The organism is Serratia sp. TSA_105.2 (genome assembly GCF_052692115.1).
Map to the genome: position 1 here is coordinate 1 of NZ_JBQZFT010000012.1, position 17574 is coordinate 17574.

Annotated in this window: 18 protein-coding genes; 4 read left to right on the top strand and 14 right to left on the bottom strand. The window is 57.6% G+C overall.

Annotation, left to right across the window (positions count from 1 at the left end; all coding sequences use genetic code 11):
- From ACUTSC_RS22345 to ACUTSC_RS22365, 5 genes are all read right to left on the bottom strand, one after another.
- The coding region (locus tag ACUTSC_RS22345) for an IS4 family transposase (RefSeq protein ID WP_197769013.1) at window positions 1–1262 on the bottom strand (1262 nt) is incomplete at its 3' end.
- 737 nt (window positions 1263–1999) lie between these two features.
- Window positions 2000–2446: a YcgN family cysteine cluster protein gene (locus ACUTSC_RS22350; protein WP_025159803.1), complete on the bottom strand. Its 447-nt coding sequence runs from the start codon at window positions 2444–2446 to the stop codon at window positions 2000–2002.
- 121 nt (window positions 2447–2567) lie between these two features.
- The gene (locus ACUTSC_RS22355; protein WP_025159804.1) at window positions 2568–3224 is read right to left on the bottom strand and encodes a fumarylacetoacetate hydrolase family protein; all 657 of its coding nucleotides are present in this window, start codon (window positions 3222–3224) and stop codon (window positions 2568–2570) included.
- 58 nt (window positions 3225–3282) lie between these two features.
- Complete coding sequence (locus ACUTSC_RS22360) at window positions 3283–4305, bottom strand: lytic murein transglycosylase (RefSeq protein ID WP_197767840.1); 1023 nt, start codon at window positions 4303–4305, stop codon at window positions 3283–3285.
- Window positions 4306–4333: 28 nt separating this feature from the next.
- On the bottom strand, window positions 4334–4606 hold the full coding sequence (locus ACUTSC_RS22365) for a YcgL domain-containing protein (RefSeq protein ID WP_004932294.1): 273 nt from the start codon (window positions 4604–4606) through the stop codon (window positions 4334–4336).
- 136 nt (window positions 4607–4742) lie between these two features.
- Between ACUTSC_RS22365 and minC the strand changes: the two genes are divergently transcribed.
- From minC to minE, 3 genes are read left to right on the top strand one after another with little or no spacing between them, the layout of a single operon-like run.
- The gene (gene minC / locus ACUTSC_RS22370) at window positions 4743–5438 is read left to right on the top strand and encodes a septum site-determining protein MinC (protein WP_149559777.1); all 696 of its coding nucleotides are present in this window, start codon (window positions 4743–4745) and stop codon (window positions 5436–5438) included.
- 25 nt (window positions 5439–5463) lie between these two features.
- On the top strand, window positions 5464–6276 hold the full coding sequence (gene minD / locus ACUTSC_RS22375) for a septum site-determining protein MinD (RefSeq protein WP_445653550.1): 813 nt from the start codon (window positions 5464–5466) through the stop codon (window positions 6274–6276).
- Between the two features lie 3 nt (window positions 6277–6279).
- The gene (gene minE, locus ACUTSC_RS22380; RefSeq protein WP_004932303.1) at window positions 6280–6549 is read left to right on the top strand and encodes a cell division topological specificity factor MinE; all 270 of its coding nucleotides are present in this window, start codon (window positions 6280–6282) and stop codon (window positions 6547–6549) included.
- 237 nt (window positions 6550–6786) lie between these two features.
- On the opposite strand, the gene rnd is transcribed toward minE, so the two are convergent.
- The 5 genes from rnd to ACUTSC_RS22405 all read right to left on the bottom strand — a co-directional run bounded on the left by rnd (window position 6787) and on the right by ACUTSC_RS22405 (window position 13276).
- The gene (gene rnd, locus ACUTSC_RS22385) at window positions 6787–7908 is read right to left on the bottom strand and encodes a ribonuclease D (protein ID WP_197767841.1); all 1122 of its coding nucleotides are present in this window, start codon (window positions 7906–7908) and stop codon (window positions 6787–6789) included.
- An 81-nt stretch (window positions 7909–7989) separates the two neighbouring features.
- A complete protein-coding gene (gene fadD, locus ACUTSC_RS22390; RefSeq protein WP_197767842.1) occupies window positions 7990–9678 on the bottom strand; it encodes a long-chain-fatty-acid--CoA ligase FadD in 1689 nt (562 codons plus the stop codon).
- A 209-nt stretch (window positions 9679–9887) separates the two neighbouring features.
- Window positions 9888–10478, bottom strand: coding sequence for a Slp family lipoprotein (locus tag ACUTSC_RS22395; protein ID WP_197767843.1), 591 nt, complete (start codon window positions 10476–10478; stop codon window positions 9888–9890).
- A 100-nt stretch (window positions 10479–10578) separates the two neighbouring features.
- A complete protein-coding gene (gene tsaB / locus ACUTSC_RS22400; protein WP_197767844.1) occupies window positions 10579–11280 on the bottom strand; it encodes a tRNA (adenosine(37)-N6)-threonylcarbamoyltransferase complex dimerization subunit type 1 TsaB in 702 nt (233 codons plus the stop codon).
- Between the two features lie 79 nt (window positions 11281–11359).
- Complete coding sequence (locus ACUTSC_RS22405; protein ID WP_197767845.1) at window positions 11360–13276, bottom strand: ATP-dependent DNA helicase; 1917 nt, start codon at window positions 13274–13276, stop codon at window positions 11360–11362.
- 133 nt (window positions 13277–13409) lie between these two features.
- On the opposite strand from ACUTSC_RS22405, the gene ACUTSC_RS22410 reads away from it, so the two are divergent.
- Window positions 13410–13754, top strand: a complete 345-nt coding sequence (locus ACUTSC_RS22410; RefSeq protein WP_033634838.1) for a RidA family protein — start codon at window positions 13410–13412, stop codon at window positions 13752–13754.
- A gap of 62 nt (window positions 13755–13816) precedes the next feature.
- On the opposite strand, the gene mdtI is transcribed toward ACUTSC_RS22410, so the two are convergent.
- The 4 genes from mdtI to zwf form a co-directional block, all read right to left on the bottom strand.
- Entirely contained in the window at window positions 13817–14146 is a 330-nt protein-coding gene (gene mdtI / locus ACUTSC_RS22415; RefSeq protein ID WP_046687242.1) for a multidrug/spermidine efflux SMR transporter subunit MdtI, read from the bottom strand.
- On the bottom strand, window positions 14133–14501 hold the full coding sequence (gene mdtJ, locus ACUTSC_RS22420; RefSeq protein WP_004932327.1) for a multidrug/spermidine efflux SMR transporter subunit MdtJ: 369 nt from the start codon (window positions 14499–14501) through the stop codon (window positions 14133–14135). The genes mdtI and mdtJ overlap by 14 nt, the downstream gene beginning before the upstream one ends.
- Before the next feature lie 552 nt (window positions 14502–15053).
- Window positions 15054–15695: a bifunctional 4-hydroxy-2-oxoglutarate aldolase/2-dehydro-3-deoxy-phosphogluconate aldolase gene (locus tag ACUTSC_RS22425; RefSeq protein WP_197767847.1), complete on the bottom strand. Its 642-nt coding sequence runs from the start codon at window positions 15693–15695 to the stop codon at window positions 15054–15056.
- A gap of 154 nt (window positions 15696–15849) precedes the next feature.
- Window positions 15850–17325, bottom strand: coding sequence for a glucose-6-phosphate dehydrogenase (gene zwf / locus ACUTSC_RS22430; protein ID WP_063990147.1), 1476 nt, complete (start codon window positions 17323–17325; stop codon window positions 15850–15852).
- Window positions 17326–17574 lie beyond the last annotated feature (249 nt).

Consider the following 17574-nt stretch of genomic DNA (forward strand, 5'->3'; position numbering starts at 1 on the left):
CGCGGGTAATGCCTTTGCCGTCGAGAAGGAAGTACGAAGCTCCCCGCCATTGCCAGGATATCATTCATTATCTTCGGGACTTTCCCCGGGGCAACTGCCGGAAGCAGGCTCAGCTGGGCTGTCAGATATAACGCAGCCTGTTTAAAACCGATTTGATAAGGCTCTACATGCTTCAGGCTGTTAGCCATCTGCGCCATCATGAAGCGCAGCAGGTTATAAGCCAACGCCACGCCCCACAGTTCCTGCCTGACCAACTCCGGCTTTTTGCTTCTCAGAGTCAGTTCGTTCTGCAGCAGATACTGCTTCATCTCCCTGAAGCCATGTTCTATCTCCCAACGATGCCCATACAAGTCGACGATATCGGCTTTGGGGTAGCGTAGCGGATCGCACATCGAGGTCAGGATTTGGACTCTCTTGCCATTAACCTCTTTGCTTATCAGTCTGGCTACCAGCATTTCCGGGGCAGCCGGCCATTTCTTGCGGGCTTGCGGACTTAACTTCAACTCAACGAGCTCCTGCCCCGCACCCAGCCTCTCCCGTACCCGATACTGTGCGTCTTTGCGCAGTGGGAGCATCCAGTGTTTCTCCGCTCCCGAGGCGCTCCAGTGATGGAGGAGTCCCAGCGCATAAAAACCTTTATCCAGTATCGTCAACGAGTGCTCCGGTGTCTGTTCAGCCAACTGTGCAGCAAGGTCAACCTCACTGGTTTCCGAGACGCTGCCGAAGCTCACGCCTGTCAGCAAGTGACTGGTGACCTCCATCTGGCAGACCATGCGAAGCTGCGGCCAGTCGGAACGCGCGTGCTCATTGGCGGTGCGGCCGAAGGCTGCGTCATTTTCGGGCGTATCGGGCGTTCTCCACAACGTGCCATCTACAGCCAGGAGTGTCAGGCCATTCCAGTGCGATAACGGGGTCTTTTCAAACCAGAGTTGACGTGTTTTTTCAAACACCAGCCTGACAACCTCTTCGCCGAGCCGCTGGCGAGCCTGCACCACGGCGCTGGGCGCTACAAAAGGGCGTTTCCCCGGCAACATGATATCGAGATGAGAAACAAGCTGGTTCATTGAAAGCGAGCGAAACAGGGACATACCGACCACGGCCCAGACCATCATTTCCATGGGAAGACGGCGCTTTCGGAGCGTCACAATCCCGGTATCAGCGAGGCATTCATCGATAAGCTCAGGTGAGAGCAAGTCGGAAAGCGCAGCGAATTCTTTGGGGGAGAATTTAAGAACGGTATCAAGAGCCTGACTCAGCAACATAAAAAAATCCGTAATCTCAGAGAGATTACGGATTCTTACACAGCGACAGGATCGTTCAAGTGATCCTTAACTGATCGGCATTACGCCTTCCGGCGCCGTTTTTTTTAGGTATTGCTGTCACATTCCGAGATAAAGCCTTCTCAGGTATGTGTAAGGAAGTAAACGAGCACGATCAGCGCTCCAGCCACGGCAAACAGACGGATCATTTTCATTGTTATACTCTCGAACTTGCGGGAGAGCGGCCAAATTACCCAACTTGTCGTTTAAAAAGAAGCATCCCGGCTCGGTTAAGCGCGTAATTTACATAACATTAAACTTCTGCGGTGCCGGCGGGTAAAAACAGGCTGCGCCGGCACTGCCCTCCCAACCTTCAGGCATCAATAAATTACCGTTACTCATGAACGACGGCACCTTTGTCACATTCAGAGCACAATATTTTGGTGAAGTTTACCCATAAAATCCTTATAGTATCGGCAAAGTAAGTACTACCGATTTCCCTGGTGTTGTTGTGTGTCTTGCCCCTCATCTTTGCAGGGGCTTTTTTCTCCTATCCCCCATCACGCAACCCCTTACCATCCCTAAATAAATTGTTGGAATTTCCCTCTATCCGGCACTAAGCATCAACGCCATTCGCGCACTAATGATTAAAATCGTTAACTCAATAACGCAGAGGGCGGCGTGTCTGAACACGCCGCCCTCTTGCATTAGAACCCGTCTTGCCCTGCAGGCGCCCGCCTTTATCTGGCCCAGTCCGGCTTGTTGAGGATATGGTCCTGCCAGTCCACCACCTCGCTCTCGCGCACCGCGATATGCCGCACCGTGATGCGCTCGCCATGCATCGCCGCCTTGGAGCCACTCAGCAGCGGGTGCCAGGGGAACAGCGGTTTACCTTCACCGATCAGGCGATAGGCGCAGGTCGGCGGCAACCAATCGAAGGTGGTGAGATTCTCGCGCGTCAGTTTGATGCAGTCCTCTTCCAGCTCGAAGCGCCGCTCATAGTTACGGCATTGGCAGGATTTGATGTTGAGCTGGTTGCAGGCTACGTTGGTAAAATAAATCTCGTCGGTATCTTCGTCGATCAGCTTATTCAAACAGCATTGCCCGCACCCGTCGCACAGCGATTCCCACTCTTGTTCTGACATTTCCGCCAGCGTTTTCTGTTGCCAAAAAGCGAGTTGTGACATGTTAGCGTCCGGTTTCGGTAAATGGATAAGTCACCTGCGCACAGGTTCGAGGGGGGACTATATAGACATTTTAGCCACAAGATGCAAGCTTTGCCGCCGACGGCGCCGGCGGCAAGAGAGATCAGATCACGCGGGTGCTGAGCGTTTTGCCGTTCAGACTGATTTTCAGCATGTCGCCGGAGGCCATCGGGCCCACGCCCTGCGGCGTGCCGGTCAGGATGATGTCGCCGGCGCGCAGCGTGAAGAAACGGCTCATGTAGCTGATTAGCGGCAGGATCGGCGTGATCATGTCGCGCGTATTGCCCTGCTGGCGCAGTTGATCGTTGACGGTCAGCGACAGCTCGGCGTTTTGCGGATCGCCGAATTCCGCCACCGGGATAAACCCCGACATCGGGCAGGAACCGTCGAAAGCCTTGGCCTTTTCCCACGGCTGACCGGCTTTTTTAAAGCCCGCCTGCAGATCGCGCAGCGTCAGATCGAGCGCCACGCCGTAGCCGGCGATCGCCCGTGCAACGCGGTCTTCGTTGGCCTGTTTCAACGGCGTGCCGATCAGCACCGCCAGCTCCACCTCATGGTGCACCGAGCCGAACTCTTTGGGGATGGCCACCGGCTGGCGAATATCGCACAGCGCCGTTTCCGGTTTGATGAACACCACCGGCTCGACGGAAACCGCACTGCCCATTTCCTTGATGTGATCGGCGTAGTTGCTGCCGACGCAGACCACCTTGTTCACCGGGAAATCGAGCAGCGAACCCTGCCAGTCTCTATGTTGATACATACCGCTTCTCCCAAACTGTAGAGGCTTGGCGCGCCAAGCCGATTATTGGTGTGCCGGATCAATGCCCGATCGCGTCCGCCATCATACCCACGGCGAGGGCGAAATAGTAAGAGCGATTCCAGTGCATGAGGGTGCGAAAATTATCATAGACCAGGAACGTCCGCCCCTGCAGATCATCCGGCGCAATGATCCAACCACGCTGAACGGCATGCGGCAACGCACGGCCATCCGCACGGCGCACCCCGCGTTGTTGCCAGGCGTTGACGCTGCGCGCCTGCGCGTCTTTCAAGCCCAGCTCGGCCCGATTGAAACCGGCGGGCAATTTGACCTCGCGCCCCCAGCCGATGCCGGGCTGCCAGCCCTCTTTGGACAAATAACTGGCCGTAGACGCGAAGACATCATCAATGTTGTTCCAGATATCGATGCGCCCATCACCGTCTCCGTCCGCCGCGTAGCGCAAGAAAGAGCTCGGCATAAACTGGCATTGCCCCATCGCGCCGGCCCAGGAACCTTTCAGCGGCGTATCGCCGACGTGCCCCTGCTCGACTATCTGCAACGCCGCCATCAGCTCTTGGCTGAAAAAGGCCTCGCGGCGCCCTTCAAACGCCAGCGTCGCCAGCGCAGACACCACGTCTTCCCGCCCCTGAATCTTGCCGTAGGCGCTTTCCATGCCCCAAAGCGCGATGATATAGCGCCCCGGCACCCGGTAGCGCTCGCTGGCGCGCGTCCATTGCGCCTGGCGCTGCCGGTACAGTTCGCGCCCTTGGCGCACCTTGGCGGGCGACATCACACGCCGCAGGTAGTCATCCAGGGTGACCTTTTGCTCCGGCTGATTGCGATCGGCCTTGATCACCCGATCGACGAAATGGATTTGCGCAAAAGCGCGGTCAAGGGTGCTCTGGCTGATACCCTGCGCCCGCGCCCGGCGCTTGAGTTGCTCGACATACGCCGGGAACTGCGCCGGATCCCGGCCGCTCGCCGCCAGCGTCGCCTCCTGCGCCGCCTGCGGTGAGCCCGGCATCAGCACACCGCCCAGCGCCAGCCAGGCGGCCAATACGGCTCTTCTCGCCGAACGTGTCATCGCGCCTCCCCTGGCCGTGGCGACTGTCTCAGGCCTTGTCGCCGGCCAGATGCTGATTGAGCAGGTTTTCGACCGGCGGCGGGAACTGCAGGTAATAGCCTTCGTCTTTCAACGCCTGCTTCACCTTTTCGATATCCGCCGAGGCCAATTTCTTGCGCTCATCGAGCGAAAGCATCATGGCGAATTGCGGCACGCCGAAACTTTTCATCAGCTCTTCCGGCACACGAGAGAAATCGTCTTTTTTTTCGACATAAAGATAAGTTTGATCGCGTTTCGGGCTTCTATAGATCACACAAAGCATTTTTTTAACTCTATTTAATTGAGGGAGCGTCTTGCCTGGATATAACTCTGACTATAACATGCTTATAGTACATCGGAATATCGCACCCCGAGTGGTATTCCGGGGATTTAAAGTTGCTGAGACTGAGTCAGGATAGATGTCACAATCGCCAATTGAGCTAAAAGGCAGCAGTTTTACCCTATCGGTTGTTCATTTGCATAATTCGCAGCCCGAGGTAATACGTCAGGCGTTACAGGAAAAAGTTGAGCAAGCGCCCGCTTTTCTGAAAAACGCCCCTGTTGTTATCAACGTCGCAACGCTGGAAGGCGATGCGAACTGGAAAGAACTTCAACAGGCTGTCGCGGCAGCAGGTCTGCGCGTTGTGGGTATCAGCGGTTGCAGAGATGAGCGTCAAAAGCGCGCGATAGCCCGTGCCGGGCTGCCGCTGCTGAGCGAAGGCAAAGGCCAGAAAATGGCGACGCCGGAGCCTGCGCCTGCGCCCGTGGTGGCGGATAACGCCCCCGCCAAAACGCGCATCATCAGTACGCCTGTCCGTTCCGGCCAACAGATTTACGCCCGCAACTGCGATCTTATCGTGACCAGCAGCGTCAGCGCCGGCGCCGAATTGATTGCCGACGGCAATATTCATGTCTACGGCATGATGCGCGGTCGCGCACTGGCAGGCGCGTCAGGCGATACGCAATGTCAGATTTTTTGCACCCACCTGGCGGCTGAGCTAGTCTCTATCGCAGGGCAGTACTGGTTGAGCGACCAAATCCCGTCCGATTACGTCGGGCAGGCCGTACGACTCAGCCTGTTGGATAACGCTTTAACCATACAACCTTTAAATTAAGCCCTTTTGACAAGGAATCCATTTCATGGCACGCATTATTGTTGTTACATCGGGTAAAGGGGGCGTTGGCAAGACCACTTCGAGCGCGGCCATCGCTACCGGCCTGGCCCAGAAAGGCAAGAAAACCGTCGTGATCGATTTCGATATCGGTCTGCGTAATCTTGACCTGATCATGGGCTGCGAACGTCGGGTAGTGTATGATTTCGTGAACGTGATTCAGGGCGATGCCACGCTGAATCAGGCGTTGATCAAAGACAAACGCACTGAAAACCTCTATATCCTGCCAGCTTCGCAGACGCGCGACAAAGACGCGTTGACCCGCGAAGGCGTTGAAAAAATTCTCAACGATCTCGGCGAGATGGATTTTGACTTCGTGGTGTGCGATTCACCGGCCGGTATCGAAACCGGTGCGCTGATGGCACTGTATTTCGCCGACGAAGCTATCATCACCACCAACCCGGAAGTGTCTTCGGTACGCGACTCCGACCGTATCCTGGGCATCCTCTCCTCCAAGTCACGCCGCGCCGAGAAAGGCGAATCGCCAATCAAGGAACACCTGCTGCTGACCCGTTACAACCCGGGCCGCGTCAGCCGTGGCGACATGCTGAGCATGGAAGACGTGCTGGAAATCCTGCGCATTCCACTGGTGGGTGTGATTCCGGAAGACCAGTCCGTGCTGTGCGCTTCCAACCAGGGTGAGCCTGTCATTCTGGATGCCGAGTCAGACGCCGGTAAGGCGTACGACGATACCGTTTGCCGCTTGTTGGGGGAAGAACGCCCATTCCGCTTCATTGAAGAAGAGAAGAAGGGTTTCCTGAAACGCCTTTTTGGGGGATAAACCATGGCCTTATTAGACTTCTTTCTGTCCCGCAAAAAACAGACAGCCAATATAGCCAAGGAACGGCTGCAGATTATCGTCGCAGAGCGTCGTCGCGGGGACAGTGAGCCCCCGTATCTGCCTGATCTGAAACGCGATATTCTGGCGGTTATTTGCAAATACATTCAGATCGATCCTGAAATGCTGCACGTGCAGTTCGAGCAGAAAGGGGACGACATTTCGGTACTTGAACTTAACGTGACATTACCGGAATCGGAAGAAGCAGCTAAATGATTGCGACGCATTAATTACCCCCTGTATATTTTATGCAGGGGGTAACTGTATGTGCATCCAGTTATTAAGCTTTATCGGCAGCAAAAAAACCATTTTTCCCTTTGGGACTATTCCCAATTAACTTTGCCGCCGCCTCGTTTAAAGTAAATTCTGGCCAGATTTACCTTCAACGCATTATTTCCTGCCTATATTCACCCGAGCAGAGTTTCCCTACCCTGCCCTGGTGATAATCAGCGATTAATAATCTTTCAGGATGTCCTGCAACGGTGCCATTAATAAATCGCCGCGCCAGCCGCTGATTAATTCAGGGCGATTTTCGCCGTCCTTCAGTTTCCAATGCCAGTTCAGCAATTGGTTAATTTGGCGACGGGATGCCAGCAGCTCGCTGCTCAACCCACTTTGCTCGCTGACGGTAGCGATCGCCGCCTTGATGTCTTTGAACACCTTCTTGTAACCCGGCTGATCGATAAGGTTGGCCAACGGCGCCGGCAACTCGGATTCTTCCAGCGCTTCGGCTTCCGCCACCAGCGCCAACAGCGTTTTACCGTGATAACGGATCTCAGGCCCGCTCAGGCCAAGCGAATCCAGTTCTCCCAGCGAAGACGGCATATAGCGCGCCACCTGCCACAGGTTTTCCTCACGCACCACGAAGTTCACCGCCAGATCGCGCTCGCGCGCCTGGCGCAGCCGCCATTCCGCCAACTTCTGCAGACAACCGAGCTGACGCGGGCGCAGCTGCCAGGCGTTGTTGATTTCGCGGTAGGCCAATTCCGGCGCCAGCGTCTCGCTACGGCGCTGGCACAGCAGCAGGCACTCGTTATTGGCTGCCGCGGTCCAACCGGCCTCTTCGGTCTCCTGCACCAGCTGTTTGGCCATCGGCAGCAGATAGAACACGTCGGCGGCCGCGTACACGCACTGCCTTTCGGTCAGCGGACGCGCCAGCCAGTCGGTGCGCGACTCGCTCTTGTCCAGCTCAACCTTCATATACTCCGCCACCAGCGTCGCGAAGCCACAGGAGAGCGGCCGGCCGGTAAAGGCCGCCAGGATTTGAGTATCGACCATCGGCGTCGGCAGCGTTTTAAAGGCGTTGAGAAACACTTCGAGATCTTCACTGCCGGCATGCAGGAACTTCACCACGGCGGTGTCGGCCAGCAGGTCGACAAACGGCTGCCATTGCTTGATCGGCAGAGGATCGATGAGGGAGAGTTGTTCACCGTCGTAGAGCTGGATCAGGCCCAACTGCGGATAGTAGGTGCGCGTTCTGACAAACTCGGTGTCCAGCGCAATCTGGGCATGCTTTCTCGCCTGCTCGCAGACCTGCTGCAATCCGGCATCGGTAGTGATCAACTGATAATTCAAAACATCATTCTCTTGTAGGATTCAAACACAACAACGCCGGCATTCACCGGCGTTGTTGATAGTCAGGCGCGAGAGCCAGACCTAGGCGGCATCGGCCGGCTTCGGTGTTTTTAGCTCATCGCGCAGTTCTCGCCGCAAAATCTTGCCGACGTTCGACTTCGGCAGTTCATCGCGGAACTCAACAATTTTAGGCACTTTATACCCGGTCAGGTGGCGACGGCAATGGGTCAACAGCTCTTCCTTGGTCAGCGAGGCGTCTTTCTTCACCACGCAGATCTTCACCGTTTCGCCGGAGGCCTCGCTGGGCACGCCGATCGCCGCACATTCCAGCACTTTCGGATGCTGGCTGACCACGTCCTCGATTTCGTTCGGGTAAACGTTGAAACCGGAGACCAGGATCATGTCTTTCTTACGATCGACGATGCGCACAAACCCCTGCTCGTCTACGGTCACCACATCACCGGTCGCCAGCCAGCCGTCTTTCAGCACTTCGTCGGTGGCGTCCGGGCGCTGCCAATAGCCTAACATAACTTGCGGCCCTTTGACCCACAGTTCGCCCGGTTCGCCCGGCGGCACATCGTGACCGTTGTCGTCCACCAGCCGAATGTCCGTCGACGGCACCGGCAAACCGATACTGCCGCTGTAGTGTTTCAGATCGTAAGGGTTACCGGCCACCAGCGGCGCGCACTCCGTCAGGCCATAGCCTTCCAGCAGGTGTTTGCCGGTGGTTCTCTCCCACTTCTCGGCCACCGCTTTTTGCACCGACATGCCGCCGCCGACCGAGAAACGCAGCGTAGAGAAATCGAGTTTGTGGAACTCTTCGTTGTTCAGCAATGCGTTGAACAACGTATTCACCCCGCTCATGGCGGTGAACGGGTATTTACCCAGTTCCTTCACCAGCCCTGGAATATCGCGCGGGTTGGTGATCAACAAATTGCGCCCGCCCAGATCGATAAACAGCAGGCAGTTCACCGTCAGCGCGAAAATGTGGTAAAGCGGCAACGCCGTCACCACCAGTTCCTGCCCTTCGCGGAACAGCGGCGAATAGGCGGCCTTGGCCTGCTCGAGGTTGGCCTGCATGTTGCGGTGCGTCAGCATCGCGCCCTTCGCCACGCCGGTGGTGCCGCCGGTGTATTGCAGGAAGGCTAAATCGGCATTAATGATGTCCGGTTTTACATATTGCAGACGCCGGCCGCGCTGCAGCGCGCTGCGGAATGAAATGGCGTCCGGCAGGTTGTATTTCGGTACCAGGCGCTTAACGTACTTGACCACGAAGTTGACCAGCGTGCCTTTGGCGGCCGAAAGCTGATCGCCCATGCGAGTCAGGATCACGTGCTTGACCTGGGTGTTGAACACGACTTTTTCCAACGTATGGGCAAAGTTGGAGACGATGACGATGGCGCTGGCGCCGCTGTCATTCAACTGGTGCTCCAGCTCGCGTGGGGTGTACAGCGGGTTGACGTTGACCACCACCATACCGGCGCGCAGAATGCCGAACAGGGCGATAGGGTATTGCAACAGGTTAGGCATCATCAGCGCGACGCGGTCGCCCTTCTTCAGGCCCAGTTCATTTTGCAGGTAAGCCGCGAAAGCCCGGCTGCGTTCTTCCAGTTTGCGGAAGGTCATCACCTCGCCCATGTTGATAAAGGCGGGCTGATCGGCATAGCGCTGCACGGCATGCTCAAACATTTCGATCAACGACGAATAGCGATCGGCATCAATCTCTGCGGGCACATCTGCCGGATACCGTTTTAACCAGACCTTATCCAAGGTATTACTCCTGAAATCATTACTAATTATCATCGCAGCCCTCAAACTCGCAGCCTAACCATAACAATATTTTAACTCAGCGGACCAGTTCGGGTTTTAAACATTATTCAGGTTGCGATGTACGTCACTAATTGTCGGATATTCCTTATCCAAAAAAGCAAAAGGGCGGCCTGAGCCGCCCTGTCAAATTTGTTCACATCAAGCGTATGTTACTCGGTTACGATGGTTTGCACCTGTGCCGGGCCGGGATTGTACCAACCATAGCCTGCGCCCCAACCAGGTCCCCACGGGCCACCGCGCCAGCCCCAAGGGCCCATCGGCGCCGGCGGCATCACCACCTGCTGCACCAGATGCCAGCGTTTAAAACCGGTCACGTTCATCGTCACGAAGCGATACGGCGTCATGCCAATCCGCCCTTCTTTCAGGCCGGTAATGGGGCCGACGACGGTCACCAACTGGCCTTTAAAATCGACCGGTTCGAGGAAGCCGTTCACCGTGGCCAGCAAGCGGCCGCGCGACGGTTCGCCCAGTATCGGCCGCGCACCGCTGTCGAGCGGCACCGCCGCAATTTCCAGCACCGTGCGCCCTCGCTCGTTGGCGACGTTCACCACGGTGCCGCCGAAGCGGGCTTCCGCGCCGGTAAACAGGTTGGGTGCATTTTGTACCGAGGAAAGCTGAGTCACCGGTGAGGGGCTTGACCCCTTGATCGCATCAGGTACGGTGACGCACCCGGTCAGAACCAGCGCGCCGCAGGCGATGGCCAGCAGCGACAGCTTTTTACTTGCAGTGCGGATTAACATGGTCGCAATCTCCTGAAATGCCTGTAACTTTGACCGCGTTTCGTCGTTCAAGTTGCAGGCCTTCATCACCCGGCATCAACAACAGCACAATACGCCGCGCTTACTCGCGGCCCGGCAGTTTTTTCCAGGTGACTTCATTGCGCAAATAGGTCGGCTCGGCGTTTTCCACCGCTACTGCCAACCCCTGTTGCCAGGCGTGCAGCGCCAGCGGCAGCATATCTTGCGCCTGCGGCAACAGCATTTGGCCGTCGCGTACGCTCAGGGTTGAACCGTTGACCAGGTCGGGATAGGTTTGCCAGCCGGTGCCGACGTGGGCCCATTCGCCCTGCAGGCGCTGCGCACGCTCCAGCGCCTGCGCCGGCGACAGCACCGCCTCGCCTTCGCTTTCCAACCAGCTGCCGCTCACCTGGCGTTCGAACTGCCCCCAGTAGACCTCGCCCATGCGCGCATCGATCGCCGCCAGCACGCGCTCCGCACCGCTGACGCGCCAGGCGCCCTGCGCCATGGTTTGCAGCGTGGAAACGCCAATCATCGGCAGATCGGCGCCCAACGCCAGGCCCTGAGCGATGCCGATGCCGATGCGCACCCCGGTAAAACTGCCGGGGCCGCGGCCGAAGGCCAGCGCATCGAGCTGGTTGAGCGCCAGGCCAGATTCCGCCAGCACCTGCTGCACCATAGGTAAAATTCGTTGCGTATGCTCGCGTGGGCACAGCTCAAACAGGGCGTGGATTTCGCCTTGATTCCAGACGGCGACGGAACAGGCTTCCGTCGCGGTATCGATCGCTAAAATTCGCGTGGACATGCCAACCTCTGGCGGGAATAAAACTGGGTTTTTCATACAGGGCGCGCATTGTAGCACAGCCCCGTAAGCCCTTCATCTTTCACGTGGCCGACGCATCGGCGGCCTGCAGGAAGGCGATGGCCTGCTTCAGATCGCGGGTACGCGGCGTGGGTGGCAGGCTATTGAGGAACACCTCGCCGTAAGGCCGCATCACCAGACGGTTATCGCAAATCACCAGTACGCCGCGGTCGTCGGTATCGCGGATCAAGCGGCCGACGCCCTGTTTCAGGGTAATGACCGCATCCGGCAACTGCACATCATTGAACGGATCGCCGCCGCGCAGGCGACAATCTTCAATGCGCGCCTTCAGCAACGGATCGTCCGGTGACGTAAACGGCAGTTTATCGATGATGACGCAGGACAGCGCATCGCCGCGCACGTCCACCCCTTCCCAGAAGCTGCTGGTCGCCACCAGCAGCGCGTTACCGGCGGCGACGAACTGCGCCAGCAGTTGCCCTTTGCTGGTTTCCCCTTGCAATAAGACCGGCAGCGTCATCGTGGCGCGGAACTCTTCCGCCAGCTCGCGCATCATCTGGTGCGAGGTGCATAAAAAGAAGCAGCGGCCGTTGTTGGCTTCGATTAATGGCCGCAGCATGCGCGCCAGCTGGCGCGCCCCGCCGCGCTGGTTCGGCGAAGGCAAAAAGCGCGGCACGCACAGCAATGCCTGTTTGGCATAGTCGAACGGGCTCGGCAACAGCAGCGTTTTGGCCTTGGTCAGCCCCAACCGTTCGGTGAAGTGGCCCAACTGATCGTTGACCGACAGCGTGGCCGAGGTAAAGATCCAACTGCCCGGCTTCTCGTCCAGCATTTCGCGGAACCGGTCGGCCACCGTCAGCGGCGTCAGCGCCAGCACGAAATGGCGCGAGTTGCATTCATACCAATAGCTGTAGCCTGGCTCCGTCACCGCCTTCAGCCGTTTGAGGCGCGCGCGGTACAGCGTGGCGCGCTCAAAGGCGGCATCCAACAGCGCCGAACGCCCCAGAGACAGCTTCATCACGTCATAACACAGCTCCAGCGCATCATCGAGCAGCAACAGAGCGCGCTGCACGTTGGCTTCGCCGAGCACGTCACGCAGATTGCCGCGAAAACCCGGTTCCCCCAGGTTCAGGCGAAAATCTTGCGTACTCAGGCTGAGGCGGTCGGCGCTTTTTTGCAGTTGAGCGGCGTCACGCACCTCGGTGCGGTAGGCGATGGTGATGTCCTTTGCCAGATCCAACAGTTGGCGGCTGGTGAGCTGCTGGCCGAAATACTGGCTGGCGATGTCGGGGATTTGGTGCGCCTCGTCGAAAATCATCACCTCGGCTTCCGGGATCAGCTCGGCGAAACCGCCCTCTTTCACCACCATATCTGCCAGGAATAGGTGATGGTTCACCACCACCACATCCGCATCCATCGCACGGCGGCGCGCCTTGACTACGAAGCAATCCTGATACAGCGGGCAGTCGCTGCCCAGACAGTTGTCATTGGTGCTGGTCACCAATGGCCAGACGAAGCTGTCCTCCGCCACTTCGCTGCAGGTACTGATGTCGCCCTCTTTGGTCTGCGACGACCACTTGCGCAACTGCACCAGATCGATCAGCGTCTGCCCCGCCAGCTCACCGCCGGCCATCGACTGCTGCTCCAGCCGCTCGAGACACAAATAGTTGGAGCGCCCCTTCAGCAGCGCCAGCTTACCTTTGTACTTCAACGCCTTGGCGACGGTGGGCAGATCGCGCGCATACAGCTGATCCTGCAACGCTTTCGAACCGGTCGAGATGATCACTTTGCGATCGGAGCGCAGCGCCGGCGCCAGATAAGCGAAGGTTTTGCCGGTGCCGGTGCCGGCTTCGACCACCAGCTCCTGCTTGAAATTGATCGCCTCGGTGACGGCTTGCGCCATCTGCCGCTGCGGCTCACGCGGTTTGAATCCCTTGATAGCCTGCGCCAAGGCGCCGTCTGTTGCAAAATCGTCTGTCACGCTGTCTCTCTGCCGGTGTCATTCAGCGGTGATTATGCCAAGCCTGCCGCCCGGCTACCACCCACTTTATCGCCGCGCTTTTTCATCACCGGCTGTGCTACCCTTAGCGCGACTATGATATGGAGATAAGCAAATGAATATCGAAAGAATTGATCCCGATCAGCGCTGGTCCGAAGCCGTAGTGCACAACGAGACCGTTTACTACACCAGCGTGCCGGAGAACCTGGATGACGATGCGACTGCGCAGACCGCCAACGCCCTCGCCGCCATCGACGTACTGCTGGCGCGCGTAGGTTCGGACAAAAGCCGTATTCTGGATGCCACCATTTTCCTGGCCAACAGCGCCGACTTCGCCGCGATGAACGCCGCCTGGGACGCTTGGGTGGTCGCCGGCAGCGCGCCGGTGCGCTGCACCGTGCAGGCGCAGTTGATGAATCCGAAGTACAAGGTGGAAATCAAAATCATCGCCGCGCTGTAAGCCTGAACGCAGACGAAATAAAACCGCAGACGGCTACGCCTGCGGTTTTTTATTGCCCGCTATCAGGACAGTTTGAGGATCACCATCCCCGTCAGCAGCAGCGCCAGGCCAATCCAGCCTTTGGCGTTCAGCCGCTGGCCGAACATGATCCAGCCTGCGGCGATGGTGGCGGCGATACCGAAACCGCCCCACAGTGCATAAGCGATCGACAGATCGATGCCCTTCACCGCCTGTGCCAGGGCGCTGAACGCGCCGAGCACCGACAGCAGCGACAACAGCCCCAGCCAAACTTTACGGAAGCCGTCCGACATCTTCAGGAAGATGTTGGCGATAATTTCCAGCACGATCGCCAGTCCCAGGAACCCAATGTGGTACAACTCAAACTGTTGCATGGTTGTCACCTCGTGGGCTGACCTGTTTTCGCTCTTTGCGGGTGCCGGATTTCACCAGCATGATGCCGGCGATCAGCGTCGCCAGGCCCAGCACCTTCAGCGCCGAGATCGGCTCGTCGAACCACAGCACGCTGAACAGGGTAATGAACAGAATGCCGATACCTTCCCACAGCGCATAAGCTACGCCCAGCGCCACGCGTTTTACCGCCACCGACAGCAACACATAAGACGCGGTGATCATCACGTACATCACGATGTGCCCGATCATGCCGCCATTGACGCTGGCGTATTTCATCGACAAGGTGCCGATGATTTCGGTCATGATGGCCAAGCCTAAAAAGATCCAATAAATCATAATTTTTCTCCCAAACGGCGAATAACGCGCGCCAAGGCATATTTATCCCGATTTATCTCGTCGAACGGCCGCAGTGCGGCGCGCAAGACGCAGAGATCCCTGGGGATAAACTGACCCAAACGCAAAAAGAATGTTTGCCCGGCTGAACGGTAGCGTGAAGGGCTAAGCCCGCCACCCGCACCGGTTAAGGGAGAAAGACGCTATAGCTCGCTGCACCAGTGATGCTCACTGGCAAGGATCGCAGACAGGAAGAGTTGGCACGTAGAGGTTCTGAGGGTAGTTCCGTTAATAGTCATCATAATAGTTCTCTATTATCAGCCGCACACCGTGCGATTTGCCCAATATCCTCATAAAAGTAAAATTTTCGACTGAGATATTTTTACCACAGCCAAAATAAGAAAGCAAACTGCCGTTTTCATAAAAAAGCAGAAAAAAACGGGTTAAAAATAAGAAAGTTAATCACGATAAAAATTAAAAAAGGCTCAACGAAGCGTTGAGCCTTGCGATATTCGCCGGTGCGCAAATAAGCGCCAACCCCAGGCGCGGTGCGGGTTACAACGCGGCGCCGTTGACGGCGCTGCGCGCCAGTTCAGTGATGCGCGCATAGTCGCCGCTTTCGAGCGCATCCGCCGGCACCAGCCAGGAACCGCCGATGCACAGCACGCTTTTCAGCGCCAGGTAATCGCGGTAGTTGTTCGGCGTAATGCCGCCGGTCGGGCAAAAGCGCACCTGCGGGAACGGGCCGCCGATCGCCTGCAGTGCCTTCACGCCGCCGTTGGCTTCCGCCGGGAAGAATTTGAATTCGCGCAGGCCGTGATCCATACCCTGCATCAGCTCCGAAACGGTGCTGATGCCCGGGATCAACGGGATTGGGCCCGCCGTCGCCGCCTGCAGCAAGGCTTCGGTCAGCCCCGGGCTGATGGCGAACTGCGCCCCCGCCTCGGTCACCTCCCGCAACTGCTGCGGATTGATCACCGTACCGGCGCCGATGATGGCCTCCGGCACCTCTTTGGCGATAGCGCGGATAGCCTCCAGCCCGCAGGCGGTGCGCAGCGTCACCTCCAATACCCGCACGCCGCCGGCAACCAACGCTTTCGCCAGCGGCACCGCCTGCTCCAGCTTGTTGATCACGATAACAGGCACCACCGGACCCGCCGTCAGGATCTGCTCGGCGCTGGTTTTCCAGTTTTTCATCGTTATTACTCCATTACTCGCGGTTAACAATGGCACGCCCCTGCCACAGGGCTCCGTGCAAATACACGGACGTCCGGCCGTACCGTAAGTGATGTGGCCCACACGCAGATCGCAGGCAAAAAAAAGCCGGCAGACAGGCTGCCGGCATTGCGCATTACTCGAACTCGTTCCAGGAACGGCCGTCGCGGGTGATCATCGCCACCGAGGCCACCGGCCCCCAGGTGCCCGCCTGATAAGGCTTCGGCGCCTCGTTGTCGGCTTTCCATGCGTCCATGATGGAGTCGACCCACTTCCAGGCTTCTTCCACTTCATCGCGGCGCACGAACAGCGCCTGAATGCCGCGCATGGTCTCCAGCAGCAGGCGCTCGTAGGCGTCCGCCACGTGCTCCTGGTTGAAGGTTTCCGAGAAGCTCAGGTCCAGCTTGGTGGTCTGCAGGCGGTGCTTGTGATCCAGCCCCGGCACCTTGTTCAGCACCTGAATTTCGATGCCTTCGTCCGGCTGCAGGCGAATGGTCAACTTGTTCTGCGGCAGCTGCTGGTAAGAATCGCTGAACAGGTTAAGCGGTGGGTTCTTGAAGTACACCACCACTTCCGAACATTTGGTCGGCAGGCGTTTACCGGTACGCAGGTAGAACGGCACCCCGGCCCACTGCCAGTTGTCGATATCCACGCGGATGGAGACGAAGGTTTCGGTGCTGCTGCTCTTGTTCGCCCCTTCCTCTTCCAGATAACCCGGCACTTTCTTGCCCTGGACGAAACCGGCGGTGTACTGACCGCGTACGGTGGTTTCTCGTACATTGGTCTGATTGATACGGCGCAGCGAACGCAGTACCTTCACCTTCTCGTCGCGGATACGGTCGGTGGTCAGATCCGCCGGCGGCGACATGGCGATCATGGTCAGGATCTGCAGCAGGTGGTTCTGGATCATGTCGCGCATCTGGCCGGCCTGGTCGAAGTAACCCCAGCGCCCTTCGATGCCCACCTCTTCCGCCACGGTGATCTGCACCGAATCGATGGTGCGGTTATCCCAGTTGGAGGCGAACAGCGAGTTGGCGAAACGCAGCGCCAACAGGTTCAGCACCGTCTCTTTGCCGAGATAGTGGTCGATACGGTAAACCTGGGATTCGTTGAAGTACTCCGCCACCTGATCGTTGATCACGCGGGAAGACGCCAGATCGGTACCCAGCGGTTTTTCCATCACCACGCGCGCCGGCTCATGGTTCAGCTTGGCTTCGCCCAACCCTTTGCAGATGGCGCCGAAGGTGCTTGGCGGCATGGCGAAGTAGTTGATGGTGGTGCGGTGTTTCTGATCCAGCATTTTACCCAGTTTGGTAAAGTTCTTGCTGTCGTTGACGTCCAGGTTGCAGAAGTCCAGGCGTGCGCTCAGCGTGGCCCAGAGTTCGTCATCCAGTTTTTCCTTCATGAAGGTGCCAAGCGCTTCCTTGACCACTTCGGTATACGCTTTTTTATCCCACTCCGCGCGGCCGACGCCGATGATCCGCGTATCCGGGTGGATGTGTCCGGCTTTCTCTAACTGGTACAGGGAAGGCAGCAGCTTACGGCGCGCCAAATCACCTTTCGCGCCGAAAATAACCAGGTCACACGCCTGGGCTGTAGAGGTTACCGCCATGTTCATCTCCTCGTTGCAGGATATTTGTAATTTTCTTACATTACTAATGTACTCTGTTTGACTACGGCCAGCAAACCCGGTGCAGAAGCAGGAAAAAAGACCTCAAGATTCCAGTGGTAGCGCCAATGCGCGCCAGTGCCCTCACAACGGGCAAAACTGTAATTTTTCGTCTTTTTTGACGCTCTGTTACCATTATGAAAGTTAGACACAGGTCATATTCTGGTGAAAAAAGCCTGCATACGCCCTGTC

Excerpts from the sequence above, each read along its gene's own strand:
- minE (WP_004932303.1), top strand. The coding sequence starts at position 6,280 with ATGGCCTTATTAGACTTCTTTCTGTCCCGCAAAAAACAGACAGCCAAT.
- minD (WP_445653550.1), top strand. The coding sequence starts at position 5,464 with ATGGCACGCATTATTGTTGTTACATCGGGTAAAGGGGGCGTTGGCAAG.
- ACUTSC_RS22350 (WP_025159803.1), bottom strand. The coding sequence starts at position 2,446 with ATGTCACAACTCGCTTTTTGGCAACAGAAAACGCTGGCGGAAATGTCA.
- minC (WP_149559777.1), top strand. The coding sequence starts at position 4,743 with ATGTCACAATCGCCAATTGAGCTAAAAGGCAGCAGTTTTACCCTATCG.
- tsaB (WP_197767844.1), bottom strand. The coding sequence starts at position 11,280 with ATGTCCACGCGAATTTTAGCGATCGATACCGCGACGGAAGCCTGTTCC.
- mdtI (WP_046687242.1), bottom strand. The coding sequence starts at position 14,146 with ATGCAACAGTTTGAGTTGTACCACATTGGGTTCCTGGGACTGGCGATC.
- ACUTSC_RS22410 (WP_033634838.1), top strand. The coding sequence starts at position 13,410 with ATGAATATCGAAAGAATTGATCCCGATCAGCGCTGGTCCGAAGCCGTA.
- mdtJ (WP_004932327.1), bottom strand. The coding sequence starts at position 14,501 with ATGATTTATTGGATCTTTTTAGGCTTGGCCATCATGACCGAAATCATC.
- ACUTSC_RS22365 (WP_004932294.1), bottom strand. The coding sequence starts at position 4,606 with ATGCTTTGTGTGATCTATAGAAGCCCGAAACGCGATCAAACTTATCTT.
- ACUTSC_RS22395 (WP_197767843.1), bottom strand. The coding sequence starts at position 10,478 with ATGTTAATCCGCACTGCAAGTAAAAAGCTGTCGCTGCTGGCCATCGCC.
- ACUTSC_RS22355 (WP_025159804.1), bottom strand. The coding sequence starts at position 3,224 with ATGTATCAACATAGAGACTGGCAGGGTTCGCTGCTCGATTTCCCGGTG.
- ACUTSC_RS22360 (WP_197767840.1), bottom strand. The coding sequence starts at position 4,305 with ATGACACGTTCGGCGAGAAGAGCCGTATTGGCCGCCTGGCTGGCGCTG.
- zwf (WP_063990147.1), bottom strand. The coding sequence starts at position 17,325 with ATGGCGGTAACCTCTACAGCCCAGGCGTGTGACCTGGTTATTTTCGGC.
- ACUTSC_RS22425 (WP_197767847.1), bottom strand. The coding sequence starts at position 15,695 with ATGAAAAACTGGAAAACCAGCGCCGAGCAGATCCTGACGGCGGGTCCG.